Source organism: Paracidovorax anthurii, from assembly GCF_003269065.1.
Classification (GTDB): domain Bacteria; phylum Pseudomonadota; class Gammaproteobacteria; order Burkholderiales; family Burkholderiaceae_C; genus Paracidovorax; species Paracidovorax anthurii.
Window position 1 is genome coordinate 41467 of record NZ_QLTA01000036.1, and the last position, 13483, is coordinate 54949.

Annotated in this window: 9 protein-coding genes and 1 tRNA gene; all 10 read right to left on the bottom strand. The window is 61.5% G+C overall.

The annotated features are described in order from the left end of the window. Positions 1-48: 48 nt before the first annotated feature. The 10 genes from rpoC to tuf all read right to left on the bottom strand — a co-directional run bounded on the left by rpoC (position 49) and on the right by tuf (position 13480). The gene (gene rpoC, locus AX018_RS16585; RefSeq protein ID WP_111879365.1) at positions 49-4281 is read right to left on the bottom strand and encodes a DNA-directed RNA polymerase subunit beta'; all 4233 of its coding nucleotides are present in this window, start codon (positions 4279-4281) and stop codon (positions 49-51) included. A 23-nt stretch (positions 4282-4304) separates the two neighbouring features. After that, entirely contained in the window at positions 4305-8429 is a 4125-nt protein-coding gene (rpoB, locus tag AX018_RS16590; RefSeq protein ID WP_111879368.1) for a DNA-directed RNA polymerase subunit beta, read from the bottom strand. Positions 8430-8706: 277 nt separating this feature from the next. Then, positions 8707-9087, bottom strand: a complete 381-nt coding sequence (gene rplL, locus AX018_RS16595; RefSeq protein WP_111879371.1) for a 50S ribosomal protein L7/L12 — start codon at positions 9085-9087, stop codon at positions 8707-8709. Between the two features lie 40 nt (positions 9088-9127). After that, a complete protein-coding gene (rplJ, locus tag AX018_RS16600) occupies positions 9128-9652 on the bottom strand; it encodes a 50S ribosomal protein L10 (protein ID WP_111879373.1) in 525 nt (174 codons plus the stop codon). 237 nt (positions 9653-9889) lie between these two features. After that, entirely contained in the window at positions 9890-10585 is a 696-nt protein-coding gene (gene rplA / locus AX018_RS16605) for a 50S ribosomal protein L1 (protein ID WP_111879376.1), read from the bottom strand. Continuing rightward, positions 10586-11017 (bottom strand): 50S ribosomal protein L11, encoded by a 432-nt coding sequence (gene rplK / locus AX018_RS16610; protein WP_111879378.1) that lies wholly within the window; start codon positions 11015-11017, stop codon positions 10586-10588. Between the two features lie 114 nt (positions 11018-11131). Beyond that, positions 11132-11725 carry a transcription termination/antitermination protein NusG gene (gene nusG / locus AX018_RS16615; protein WP_111879381.1) on the bottom strand — a complete coding sequence of 198 codons (594 nt, stop codon included), beginning with the start codon at positions 11723-11725 and terminating at the stop codon, positions 11132-11134. Position 11726: 1 nt separating this feature from the next. After that, positions 11727-12113, bottom strand: coding sequence for a preprotein translocase subunit SecE (gene secE / locus AX018_RS16620; protein ID WP_111879384.1), 387 nt, complete (start codon positions 12111-12113; stop codon positions 11727-11729). Positions 12114-12202: 89 nt separating this feature from the next. Further along, positions 12203-12278 (bottom strand) — tRNA-Trp (locus tag AX018_RS16625). Positions 12279-12289: 11 nt separating this feature from the next. Next, positions 12290-13480, bottom strand: a complete 1191-nt coding sequence (tuf, locus tag AX018_RS16630; RefSeq protein ID WP_111879388.1) for an elongation factor Tu — start codon at positions 13478-13480, stop codon at positions 12290-12292. Between the last annotated feature and the right edge of the window lie 3 nt (positions 13481-13483).

A 13483-nucleotide genomic window follows, 5' to 3' on the forward strand; every position in this document is an offset into this window, starting at 1 on the left:
AGCGGGAGCGTGACAGCAGGCCGGAAGGCGCTTGCCGAAAGCGGGCGGTTACTCGGCCGAGGCCCCGTCCACGCTGGAGCCTTCGACCTCGGAGGCTTCTTCCGTCGTCTCGGCCATCTCGGCGGCTTCGGCCTCAGCGATGGCGCGGCGCTCAGCGTCGTCCATGGCTTCCTTGGCCTTGCGCGCCTGGTGGTAGGCCAGACCCGTGCCAGCCGGGATCAGGCGGCCCACGATCACGTTTTCCTTCAGGCCACGCAGCTCGTCGCGCTTGCCCATGATGGCAGCCTCGGTGAGCACGCGGGTCGTTTCCTGGAACGACGCGGCCGAGATGAACGAATCGGTCGAGAGCGATGCCTTCGTGATCCCCAGCAGCACGTTGCTGTAGGTCGCCGAAATCTTGCCAGCGGCCTGCAGCGCCTCGTTGGTGTTGAGGATCTCCGAGCGCTCGACCTGCTCGCCGGCAATGTAGCCCGACTCGCCGGGGTTCTCGACCACGACGCGGCGCAGCATCTGGCGAACGATCACCTCGATGTGCTTGTCGTTGATCTTCACGCCCTGCAAGCGGTACACGTCCTGCACTTCATCGACGATGTAGCGCGAGAGCTCCTCGATGCCCAGCAGGCGCAGGATGTCCTGCGGATCGGCCGGGCCGTCGACGATCAGCTCGCCCTTGTTGACCACCTGGCCTTCGTGGACCAGCACGTTCTTTTCCTTGGGCACCAGCTCGTCCCAGACCTTGCCGTCCGGATCGGTGATCTGCAGCCGCACCTTGCCCTTGGTTTCTTTGCCGAAGGACACCGTGCCGGTGATCTCGGCCAGCATGCCCTTGTCCTTGGGCGAGCGGGCTTCGAACAGCTCGGCCACGCGGGGCAGACCGCCGGTAATGTCGCGGGTCTTCTGGCCTTCGACGGGAATACGGGCCAGCACTTCGCCGGGGCCCACGTCCTGGCCATCGCGCACCTGGATCAGCGCGCCCACCTGGAAGCCGATCGTCACCGAGTGGTCGGTGCCGGGGATCTTCACTTCGGCGCCATTGGCGTCGACGAGCTTCACCTGCGGACGCACGACCTTGGCGGAGCCACGGCGCTTCGGATCGATCACGACCAGCGTGGACAGGCCGGTCACATCGTCCACCTGCTTGGCGACGGTGAGGCCTTCCTCGATGTTCTCGAACTTCACCTGGCCGGCGAATTCCGTGATGATCGGGCGCGTCAGCGGATCCCAGTTGGCGAGGATGGTGCCGGCCTTGACCTGCTGGTCGGCCTTCACCGTCAGGGTCGCGCCGTAGGGCACCTTGTGGCGCTCGCGCTCGCGGCCATGTTCGTCCTGGATGATGATCTCGCCCGAGCGCGCGATCACGACCAGTTCGCCCTTGCTGTTGGTCACGTAGCGCATCGTGGCGTTGAAGCCGATCACGCCGTTGGACTTGGCTTCGACGCTCGACGCGATGGCCGCACGCGATGCCGCGCCACCGATGTGGAACGTACGCATGGTCAGCTGCGTTCCGGGTTCACCGATGGACTGCGCGGCGATCACGCCCACGGCTTCGCCGAGGTTGATCAGGCCGCCGCGGCCCAGGTCGCGGCCGTAGCACTTGGCGCACAGGCCATAGCGGGTTTCGCAGGTCAGCGCGGTGCGCACCTTCACCTCGTCCACGCCAGCGGCTTCCAGCTCCTCGAGGGCATCCTCGTCGAGCATCTGGCCGGCGGTGGCCAGCACGGCACGCGTTTCGGGGTGCAGCACTTCCTCGGCCGTGGTGCGGCCCAGCACGCGGTCGCGCAGCGACTCGATCACCTCGCCGCCCTCGACGATGGCGCGCATCAGCGAGCCATTGGCGGTGCCGCAATCCTCCTCGGTCACCACGAGATCCTGCGTCACGTCCACCAGGCGGCGGGTGAGGTAACCCGAGTTGGCCGTCTTCAGCGCCGTATCCGCGAGACCCTTCCGGGCACCGTGGGTGGAGATGAAGTACTGCAGCACGTTGAGGCCTTCACGGAAGTTCGCCGTGATGGGGGTCTCGATGATCGAGCCGTCCGGCTTGGCCATCAGGCCCCGCATGCCGGCGAGCTGGCGGATCTGGGCCGCGGAACCGCGGGCGCCGGAGTCGGCCATCATGTAGATGGAGTTGAACGACTCCTGGTCCACTTCCTTGCCGTTGCGGTCCGTGGTCTTCTGCTTGGCGAGCTGGGCCATCATGACCTTGGACACTTCGTCGCCGGCCTTGCCCCAGATGTCCACCACCTTGTTGTAGCGCTCGCCAGCCGTCACCAGACCGGAGACGTACTGCTGCTCGATCTCCTTCACTTCCTTCTCGGCACGCTCGATGATGCCGGCCTTCTGGGGCGGCACGAGCATGTCGTCGATGGCGATGGAGATGCCGGCGCGCGTGGCGAGGCGGAAGCCGTTCTGCAGCAGCTTGTCGGCGAACACCACGGTTTCCTTCAGGCCGCACTTGCGGAAGCTCACGTTGATGAGCTTGGAGATCTCCTTCTTCTTCAGCGCCTTGTTGATGTTGCTGAAAGGCAGCCCCTTGGGCAGGATCTCGGACAGCAGCGCGCGGCCCACCGTGGTGTCGACCAGCTTGGTCTCGGGCGTGAACTCACCCGAAACCTTGTCCCTGGTCCACTCGGTCAGGCGCACCGTGATGCGCGCGGCCAGTTCAACCTCGTTGGCATCCAGCGCACGCTGGACTTCGCCGGTATCGGCGAACACGAGGCCTTCGCCCTTGCCGTTGATCTTGTCGCGGGTGGCGTGGTAGAGGCCCAGCACCACGTCCTGCGAAGGCACGATGGAGGGCTCGCCCGACGCGGGGAACAGCACGTTGTTGGATGCCAGCATCAGCGTGCGGGCTTCCATCTGCGCCTCCACCGACAGCGGCACGTGAACGGCCATCTGGTCTCCGTCGAAGTCGGCGTTGAAGGCCGCGCAGACGAGCGGATGCAGCTGGATGGCCTTGCCTTCGATCAGGATCGGCTCGAAAGCCTGGATGCCCAGGCGGTGCAGCGTGGGAGCCCGGTTCAGCATGACCGGGTGCTCCTTGATGACTTCTTCGAGGATGTCCCACACCACGGGCGTGCCGGACTCGACTTCCTTCTTCGCGGCCTTGATGGTCGTGGCAATGCCCATCTGCTCCAGGCGGGAGAAGATGAAGGGCTTGAACAGCTCCAGGGCCATCAGCTTGGGCAGGCCGCACTGGTGCAGCTTGAGCGTCGGGCCCACGGTGATCACGGAACGGCCGGAGTAATCGACGCGCTTGCCCAGCAGGTTCTGGCGGAAGCGACCCGACTTGCCCTTGATCATGTCGGCCAGGGACTTCAGCGCGCGCTTGTTGGCGCCCGTCATCGCCTTGCCGCGGCGGCCGTTGTCCAGCAGCGAATCCACCGCTTCCTGCAGCATCCGCTTCTCGTTGCGCGCGATGATCTCCGGAGCCTTCAGCTCCAGCAGGCGGCGCAGGCGCGAATTGCGGTTGATGACGCGGCGGTACAGGTCGTTCAGGTCCGACGTCGCGAAGCGGCCGCCATCCAGCGGCACCAGCGGGCGCAGGTCCGGCGGCAGCACGGGCAGCACGTCGAGCACCATCCACTCAGGCTTGATGCCGGACTTCTTGAACGCCTCCAGCACCTTCAGGCGCTTGGCGTTCTTCTTGACCTTGACCTCGGAGCCGGTCAGGTCGCCGCGCAGCTTCTCGATCTCCAGATCGATGTCGATGCCTTCGAGCAGGTCCTTGATGCCTTCGGCGCCCATCTTGGCGATGAATTCGTCGCCATATTCCTTGCGTTTCGCGTCATGGTCGTCCTCGGACATGATGCCGAACTTCTTCAGCGGGGTCATGCCGGGGTCGGTCACCACGTAGGCTTCGAAATACAGCACGCGCTCGATGTCGCGCAGCGTCATGTCGAGCACCAGGCCCAGACGCGACGGCAGCGACTTCAGGAACCAGATGTGGGCGCAAGGCGCGGCCAGGTCGATGTGACCCATGCGCTCGCGGCGCACCTTGGTCTGGGTGACTTCCACGCCGCACTTCTCGCAGATCACGCCGCGGTGCTTCAGGCGCTTGTACTTGCCGCACAGGCACTCGTAGTCCTTGATCGGGCCGAAGATCTTGGCGCAGAACAGGCCGTCGCGCTCGGGCTTGAACGTGCGGTAGTTGATCGTTTCGGGCTTCTTCACCTCGCCGAAAGACCAGGAACGGATCTTCTCGGGCGAGGCCATGCCGATGCGGATGGCGTCGAAATGCTCATCCGGCGTGAATTGCTTGAACAGGTCGAGTAGCGACTTCATGTGACTCTTTCCTTTTCAAATACTTAGGAGCGTTCCAGTTCGATGTCCAGGCCCAGGGAGCGGATTTCCTTGACCAGCACATTGAACGATTCCGGCATGCCGGCTTCGATGGCGTGTTCGCCCTTGACGATGGACTCGTACACCTTGGTACGGCCCTGCACGTCGTCGGACTTCACGGTGAGCATTTCCTGCAGCACGTAGGAAGCACCATAGGCCTCCAGCGCCCACACTTCCATCTCCCCGAAACGCTGGCCGCCGAACTGGGCCTTGCCGCCCAGCGGCTGCTGCGTGACGAGCGAGTACGGGCCCGTGGAACGCGCGTGCATCTTGTCGTCCACCAAGTGGTGCAGCTTCAGGTAATGCATGTAGCCGATGGTGGTCGGACGCTCGAAGCGCTCGCCCGTGCGACCGTCGTACAGGTAGGCCTGCGTGCGGCTCGGCGTGAGACCCTTGCGCTCGGCGATGTCGTCCGGATACGCGAGCTTCAGCATGTCCTTGATTTCGGCTTCCGACGCACCGTCGAACACCGGCGTGGCGTAAGGCACGCCGTTGGACAGGTTCGCCGCCATGGACAGCACTTCCTCGTCGCTGAGCTGCGAGAGGTCTTCCTTGCGGCCGCGCGAGTTATAGACCTCTTCGAAGAACTTGCGGAGTTCGGCCGCCTTGGCCTGCTCTCGCAGCATGTCGCCGATGCGCTGGCCGATACCCTTGCCGGCCCAGCCCAGGTGGACTTCCAGCACCTGCCCGATGTTCATCCGCGAAGGCACGCCCAGCGGGTTGAGCACGATGTCGGCGGGCGTGCCGTCGGCCATGTAGGGCATGTCCTCGACCGGAACGATCTTCGACACCACCCCCTTGTTGCCGTGGCGGCCGGCCATCTTGTCGCCGGGCTGCAGGCGGCGCTTGACGGCCAGGTACACCTTGACCATCTTGAGCACGCCCGCGGGCAACTCGTCGCCCTGCGTGAGCTTCTTGCGCTTTTCTTCGAAAGCCAGATCGAAGCTGTGGCGCGTCTGCTCCAGGGCGTTCTTGATCGACTCCAGCTGTGCGGCCACCTCGTCCTCGGCAGGACGGATGTCGAACCAGTGGAACTTCTCGACGGAAGCCAGATAGGCCTTGTCGATCTTCGTGCCCTTGGCCAGCTTCTGCGGGCCGCCATTGGCCACGCGGCCCGTGAGCAGCTTCTCGATCCGGTCGAAGGCATCCGCCTCCACGATGCGCAGCTGGTCGTTCAGGTCCAGGCGGAAGCGCTTGAGTTCATCGTCGATGATCTGCTGGGCGCGCTTGTCGCGCTGGATGCCTTCCCGCGTGAAGACCTGCACGTCGATCACGGTCCCCGATGAACCCTGGTCCACGCGCAGCGAGGTGTCCTTCACGTCGGAAGCCTTCTCACCGAAAATCGCGCGCAGCAGCTTCTCTTCCGGCGTCAGCGTGGTCTCGCCCTTCGGCGTGACCTTGCCCACCAGCGTGTCGCCGGGCTGCACTTCGGCACCCACGTAGATGATGCCGGACTCGTCGAGGCGGTTCAGCTGCTGTTCCGACAGGTTCGGGATGTCGCGCGTGATTTCCTCGGCACCCAGCTTGGTGTCGCGGGCCATCACCACCAGCTCTTCGATGTGGATCGAGGTGTAGCGGTCTTCAGCCACCACGCGCTCGCTGATCAGGATCGAATCCTCGAAGTTGTAGCCGTTCCAGGGCATGAACGCGATCAGCATGTTCTGGCCGATGGCGATCTCGCCCAGATCGGTGGAGGCACCGTCCGCGATCACGTCACCCTTGGCCAGCACGTCGCCCTTCTTCACGATGGGGCGCTGGTGGATGTTCGTGTTCTGGTTGGAGCGCTGGTACTTGATGAGGTTGTAGATGTCCACGCCCACTTCACCGGCCACGGCCTCGGCGTCGTTCACTCGCACCACGATGCGGGTGGCATCCACGTAGTCCACGATACCGCCACGGTTGGCGGTCACCACCGTGCCGGAGTCCACGGCCGCCACGCGCTCGATGCCGGTGCCCACCATGGGCTTTTCCGGGCGCAGCACGGGCACGGCCTGGCGCGACATGTTGGCGCCCATCAGCGCGCGGTTCGCGTCATCGTGCTCCAGGAACGGCACGAGCGAAGCAGCCACCGACACGATCTGCGCGGGCGACACGTCCATGTACTGCACGCGCTCGGCGGAGAGCAGCGTCGATTCGCCCTTCTCGCGGGCAGACACCAGGTCGCCCGTCAGGCGGCCTTCCTTGTCCAGCGTGGCGTTGGCCTGGGCGATGACGTACTTGCCTTCCTCGATGGCGGACAGGTAGTCGATCTGATCGGTCACCTTGCCGTCCACCACACGGCGGTACGGCGTCTCGATGAAACCGTACTCGTTGAGGCGGGCATAGAGCGCCAGAGAGTTGATCAGGCCGATGTTCGGACCTTCCGGCGTTTCGATCGGGCACACGCGACCATAGTGCGTGACGTGCACGTCACGCACTTCGAAGCCGGCGCGCTCGCGCGTCAGACCACCCGGGCCCAGTGCGGAAACGCGCCGCTTGTGGGTGATTTCGGCCAGCGGGTTCGTCTGGTCCATGAACTGCGACAGCTGCGACGCACCGAAGAACTCCTTGAGGGCCGCGGAAATCGGCTTGGAGTTGATCAGATCGTGCGGCATCAGCGGCTCTTGCTCAGCCTGGCCCAGGCGCTCCTTCACGGCCTTCTCGATACGGGCCAGACCCGTGCGGTACTGGTTCTCGGCCAGTTCGCCCACGCAACGCACACGGCGGTTGCCCAGGTGATCGATGTCATCGACCTCACCCTTGCCATTGCGCAGATCCACCAGGATCTTGACCACGGCCAGGATGTCCTCGTTGGACAGCACCATGGGGCCGGTCGATTCGTCGCGCCCGATCTTGGCGTTGAACTTCATGCGGCCCACGCGCGACAGGTCGTACGTGTCGGGGTTGTAGAACAGTCGCTGGAACAGCGCCTGCACCGCGTCTTCCGTCGGCGGCTCGCCGGGGCGCATCATGCGGTAGATCGCCACGCGCGCGGCAAACTCGTCCACCGTCTCGTCGATGCGCAGCGTCTGCGAGATGTAGGCGCCCTGGTCCAGTTCGTTGGTGTAGATGACCTGCAGGTCTTGCACACCGGCGGAACGCAGCTTCTTGAGCAGCGCTTCCGTCAATTCCTCATTCGCCTTGGCAATGATCTCGCCGGTATCGCCATCGACGATGTTGCGTGCGACCACGCGGCCGATCAGGAAGTCTTCCGGCACGCTGATGTGCGTCGTTCCGGTCTGCTCCAGCTCGCGCGTGTGGCGGGCCGTGATGCGCTTGTCCTTGGCCACGACGACCTTGCCGGACTTGTCGGTGATGTCGAAGCGTGCGACTTCGCCCTTGAGGCGCTCGGCAACGAACTCCATCTGTGCACCGCTGTCCATCAGACGGAAGTTGTCGTTGACGAAGAAGTTCGCCAGGATCGACTCGGGATTCAGTCCGATGGCCTTGAGCAGGATCGTGACCGGCATCTTGCGGCGGCGGTCCACGCGGAAGTACAGGATGTCCTTCGGATCGAATTCGAAATCCAGCCAGGAACCACGGTAGGGGATGATGCGCGCGGAGAACAGCAGCTTGCCCGAACTGTGGGTCTTGCCTTTGTCATGCTCGAAGAACACGCCCGGCGAGCGGTGCAGCTGCGAGACGATCACGCGCTCCGTGCCGTTGATGATGAACGAGCCCTTGTCGGTCATCAGGGGCACCTCGCCCATGTAGACCTCCTGCTCCTTCACCTCCTTCACCACCTTGGACTGGGCCGTGGAGGATTCGCGGTCGTAGATGATGAGCTGCACCTTGGCACGCACGGCCGAGGCGAACGTGAGCCCGCGGGTCTGGCATTCCCGGACATCGAATGCCGGTTTCGCGAGGTTGTACTCCACGAACTTCATCTCGACGAAACCGTTGTGCGAGACGATAGGGAACGCTGCATCGAAAGCAGCCTGCAGGCCTTCGTTGGTACGCTTCTGAGGCGCCATGTCTGCTTGCAGGAATGCGGTGTATGCATCCTTTTGCATCTGCAGCAGGTAAGGCACTTTGAGCACACTGTCACGGCTACCGAAGCTCTTGCGGATGCGCTTGCGTTCGGTGTAGCTGTACGTGGATGTTGGGGCCATGAGATCTCCGGGCAAAGACATGGAATGGGGTCTTCGACGAGTGCCCCACAAGGAGCGGGCCTTGCGGGCTTGGCGGTTGGCCACTACCAACCATGGCGGACGGCGACGCATTGCACATCGCCCGGACCAAGGCATCTTCTGTTGTCGGGTTGTCAGAAGACACTAGAAAGCGAATCTCAGAGATATCGCTTTCTGGTGCACTCTACACATGCACGCTTCATAAGCGCCAAAGGCTGGGAGCCCCCTGGAGGGATCCCAGCCTTGCCATTGAACCGAATTACTTGAGTTCGGCCTTGGCGCCGGCGTCCACCAGCTTCTTGACAGCGGCTTCGGCGTCTGCCTTGGCGATGCCTTCCTTGACGTTCTTGGGAGCGCCGTCCACCAGATCCTTGGCTTCCTTGAGGCCCAGGCCGGTGATTTCACGCACTGCCTTGATGACCGCAACCTTGTTGGCGCCAGCCTCAGCCAGCACCACGTTGAACTCGGTCTTCTCTTCAACAGCAGCGGCACCACCGCCAGCTGCGCCGCCGGCTGCGGGGGCAGCCATGGCTGCAGCGCTCACACCGAACTTCTCTTCAATGGCCTTGACCAGGTCATTGAGTTCCAGGACCGTCATGCTGTCCAGCGCGGTCAAGAATGCGTCTTTATCGAATGCCATTTTGATTTCCTAACAATTTTGTTGGTTGACTGCCGAGCGCTCAGGCCGCGGCTGCTTCGGCGGCCGGTGCGGCTGCGCCATCGCCCTTCTTTGCCGCCAAAGCGCCCAGCACCACGGCCGTACGCGAAATGGGGGACATCAACAAGCCACACAGCTGAGCCAGCAAAACTTCCTTGGTAGGAATGTTGGCCAACTGCTTCACGCCGTTCACATCCAGGGCCTTGCCTGCGAAAGCGCCGCCACGAATCACCAGCTTGTCGTTGGTTTTCGCGAAATCGGCCACCACCTTTGCGGCGGCCACAGCGTCTTCGGAGAAGCCATAGATCAGAGGACCGGTCATCTGGTCGGCCACCACATCAAACTGACCGCCAGCCACAGCACGGCGCGCCAGGGTGTTCTTCAGAACACTCAGGCTCACACCCTTGCTGCGTGCTTCCACGCGCAGTTTGGTCATGTCGGCCACCGTGATGCCACGGTACTCCGCGATCACGAGCGTTTGAGCTTTTGCGGCGAGGCTGGTCACTTCATTGATGACCGCTTCTTTCTCACTGCGATTAAGACTCAAGGTCTACTCCTTCATATGCGCACTGAGGGGAAATCCCCTTTGCACGCGCTCTTGTTGCAGCGACCAACTGTTTCGGAATTTCTATTCCATCTGCAGCGGGATCGCCATCTGCGTTGGCTACCAAGATTTAAGTTCAGGCGATAGCCTGTACACCAACGGTCTTGGATGGCCCGCCTCCGCAAAGGGAGACAGCCCACCACATTGAACCTTCTGGTGAAGGTTCAAAGATTCCTGCAATTACGCCGAGATGGATTGCGTATCCACACGCACGCCGACACCCATCGTGGACGAGACGGCAACCTTGCGAAGATACAGACCCTTGCTCGATGCCGGCTTTGCCTTGTTCAAGGCTTCGATCAGCGCAGCCAGGTTACCCTGGAGCTTCTCGTTGCCAAAGGAACGACGGCCAATGGTGCTGTGCACGATACCGGCCTTGTCCACGCGAAACTGCACCTGACCCGCCTTCGCGTTCTTCACCGCAGTGGCCACATCCGGCGTCACCGTACCCACCTTGGGGTTAGGCATCAGGCCACGCGGGCCCAGAATCTGGCCCAGCGTACCCACCACGCGCATAGCATCCGGCGCAGCGATGACCACGTCGAACGGCATATCGCCAGCCTTCACCTGGGCAGCCAGATCATCCATTCCGACGATGTCGGCACCAGCAGCCTTGGCTTCTTCCGCCTTGGCACCCTGTGCAAACACAGCAACGCGGGTGGTCTTGCCCGTGCCATGAGGCAGCACGACGGCGCCACGCACAACCTGGTCGGACTTTTTCGCATCGATGCCAAGCTGAACTGCGACATCGATGGATTCATCGAACTTCGCCGTGGCAGCCTCTTTCACCAGCACCACTGCATCCGCAAATGCATACAACTTGGTGCTATCAATCTTGCCCTGCAGGGCCTTTTGCTTTTTGGTCAACTTTGCCATTTACAGCCCCTCCACCGTCACACCCATGGAGCGTGCGGAACCAGCCAAAGTACGAACGGCTGCATCCACATTCGCCGCATTCATGTCTTTCAACTTGGTCTTCGCAATCTCTTCCAACTGAGCACGAGTAATCTTGCCCACCTTGGTGCTCAATGCGTTGGAGGAACCCTTCTCCAGCTTGATCGCCTTCTTGATCAAGGTCGTGGCAGGCGGCGTCTTGATGATGAAGGTGAAGCTCTTGTCCGCAAACGCCGTGATCACCACGGGAAGCGGCAGGCCGGGTTCAACACCTTGGGTCTGTGCGTTGAACGCCTTGCAGAACTCCATGATATTGAGACCACGTTGACCCAACGCAGGGCCAATCGGAGGGGAAGGATTGGCCTTACCTGCTGGCACTTGCAGCTTGACAAAGCCGACGATTTTTTTCGCCATAGCGACTCCTTGCGGGTAATAACGCCTCTGTTTTTCAACAAAGGCTCCCCGGGGTTGATGACTCTTTTTATAGGGCGCCGAGTCAAGAAAGCGCAATCATCTCGATTCGACAGGTCAGGTTTTCTCTACCTGCCCGAATTCCAATTCCACTGGGGTTGAACGACCAAAGATCATCACGGAAACACGCACCCGGCTCTTTTCGTAATTGACTTCTTCGACAGAGCCATTGAAATCCGCAAAAGGCCCTTCTTTCACCCGAATCAACTCGCCCACAATGAACTCAATCTTATGGCGAGGCTTGTCGGTACCTTCTTGTATCTGATTGACGATCTTTTGCACCTCGTCCTCAGAAATAGGAGCAGGACGATTCTTTGCTCCACCGACAAAACCCGTCACCTTGCTCGTGTGTTTCACCAAATGCCAAGTGTCATCTTCCATGACCATCTCGACAAACACATATCCAGGAAACAGCCGACGCTCTGTCGTCTTGCGCTGCCCATTCTTCATTTCCACGACTTCTTCGGTGGGCACCAGGATTCGACCGAATTTATCCTGCATGCCAGCGCGCGCAATTCTCTCCGCAATATTGCGCTCTACGGCCTTCTCCATGCCAGAGTAGGCATGCACAATATACCAACGCAAATCCGGATTTACAGGAGCAGAAGCCGATGCGACCGGAGAATCATTGAGGCCCATAGCATCACTCATATTATTTTCTCCACCCCAGAATGAGGTTGTAAAGCACCCATTCCAGAGTCTTATCAGTCAGCCACAAGAAAAGAGCCATCACCACAACGAACGCAAATACATAAGCAGTCATCTGCAGAGTCTCTTTGCGCGTGGGCCAAACGACCTTCTTCACCTCTTTCCAGGCATCTCTGGCAAATCCGGCAAAACGTCGTCCTGGTTCTGAAAATAAGAAAACCATGGCCGCGGCAAGCATGCCGATAGCCAAAACACCCCACTGAATGAATACGCCCTGCTTACTGAGGAGATAAAAACCGGCAATACCAGCAACCAGCAGGACAGCAACCAGCCCCAGCTTAGCCCTATCGGCTCCTGTATTTACGGTTTCGATTTGCTGTGATGCTGCCATTCTCTACATTCCCGCCTGCGACTTTGCACTCTCACAAGACACTGAAGCCCGCCAGAATAACTGGCGGGCTCACATTCATGCCAAATTATTGGCAGGGGCAGTAGGAATCGAACCTACAACCTTCGGTTTTGGAGACCGACGCTCTGCCAATTGAGCTATACCCCTAAAACTCCCAATTAAGCGATGATCTTTGCCACGACGCCGGCGCCGACGGTGCGGCCGCCTTCACGAATGGCGAAGCGCAGGCCTTCTTCCATGGCGATGGGGTTGATCAGCTTGACGGTGATCGACACGTTGTCGCCGGGCATGACCATTTCCTTGTCGGCCGGCAGCTCGATGGCGCCGGTCACGTCGGTCGTGCGGAAGTAGAACTGCGGACGGTAGTTGTTGAAGAAGGGGGTATGGCGGCCGCCTTCATCCTTGGACAGCACGTACACCTCGGCGGTGAAGTGCGTGTGCGGCTTGATGGAGCCGGGCTTGCACAGCACTTGGCCACGCTCGACGTCTTCGCGCTTGGTGCCGCGCAGCAGCAGACCCACGTTGTCGCCAGCCTGGCCTTGGTCCAGCAGCTTGCGGAACATTTCCACGCCCGTGCAGGTGGTCTTTTGCGTGTCGCGGATACCGACGATCTCGATTTCCTCGCCGACCTTGATCACGCCACGCTCGACACGACCCGTCACCACGGTACCGCGACCGGAGATGGAGAACACGTCTTCCACGGGCATCAGGAATGCGCCGTCCACGGCACGCTCAGGCGTGGGGATGTAGGTGTCCAGGGCTTCAGCCAGCTTCATGATGGCCTCTTCACCCAGCTTGCCCTTGTCGCCTTCCAGAGCGAGCTTGGCGGAGCCGCGCACGATGGGAGTGTCGTCGCCGGGGAAGTCGTACTTGTCCAGCAGTTCACGCACTTCCATCTCGACGAGCTCGAGCAGCTCTTCGTCGTCGACCATGTCGCACTTGTTCAGGAAGACGATGATGTAAGGCACGCCCACTTGGCGGGCCAGCAGGATGTGTTCGCGGGTCTGGGGCATCGGGCCGTCAGCGGCCGAGCACACCAGGATGGCGCCGTCCATCTGGGCGGCACCGGTGATCATGTTCTTGACGTAGTCGGCGTGGCCGGGGCAGTCCACGTGGGCGTAGTGGCGGTTGGCCGTTTCGTATTCCACGTGGGCGGTGTTGATGGTGATGCCGCGGGCCTTTTCTTCGGGAGCCGCATCGATTTCGTCGTACTTCTTGGCTTCGCCGCCGAACTTGGCGGACAGCACCGTGGCGATGGCTGCCGTCAGCGTCGTCTTGCCATGGTCCACGTGGCCGATCGTGCCCACGTTCACGTGGGGCTTGGTACGTTTGAACTTACCTTTTTCCATTTC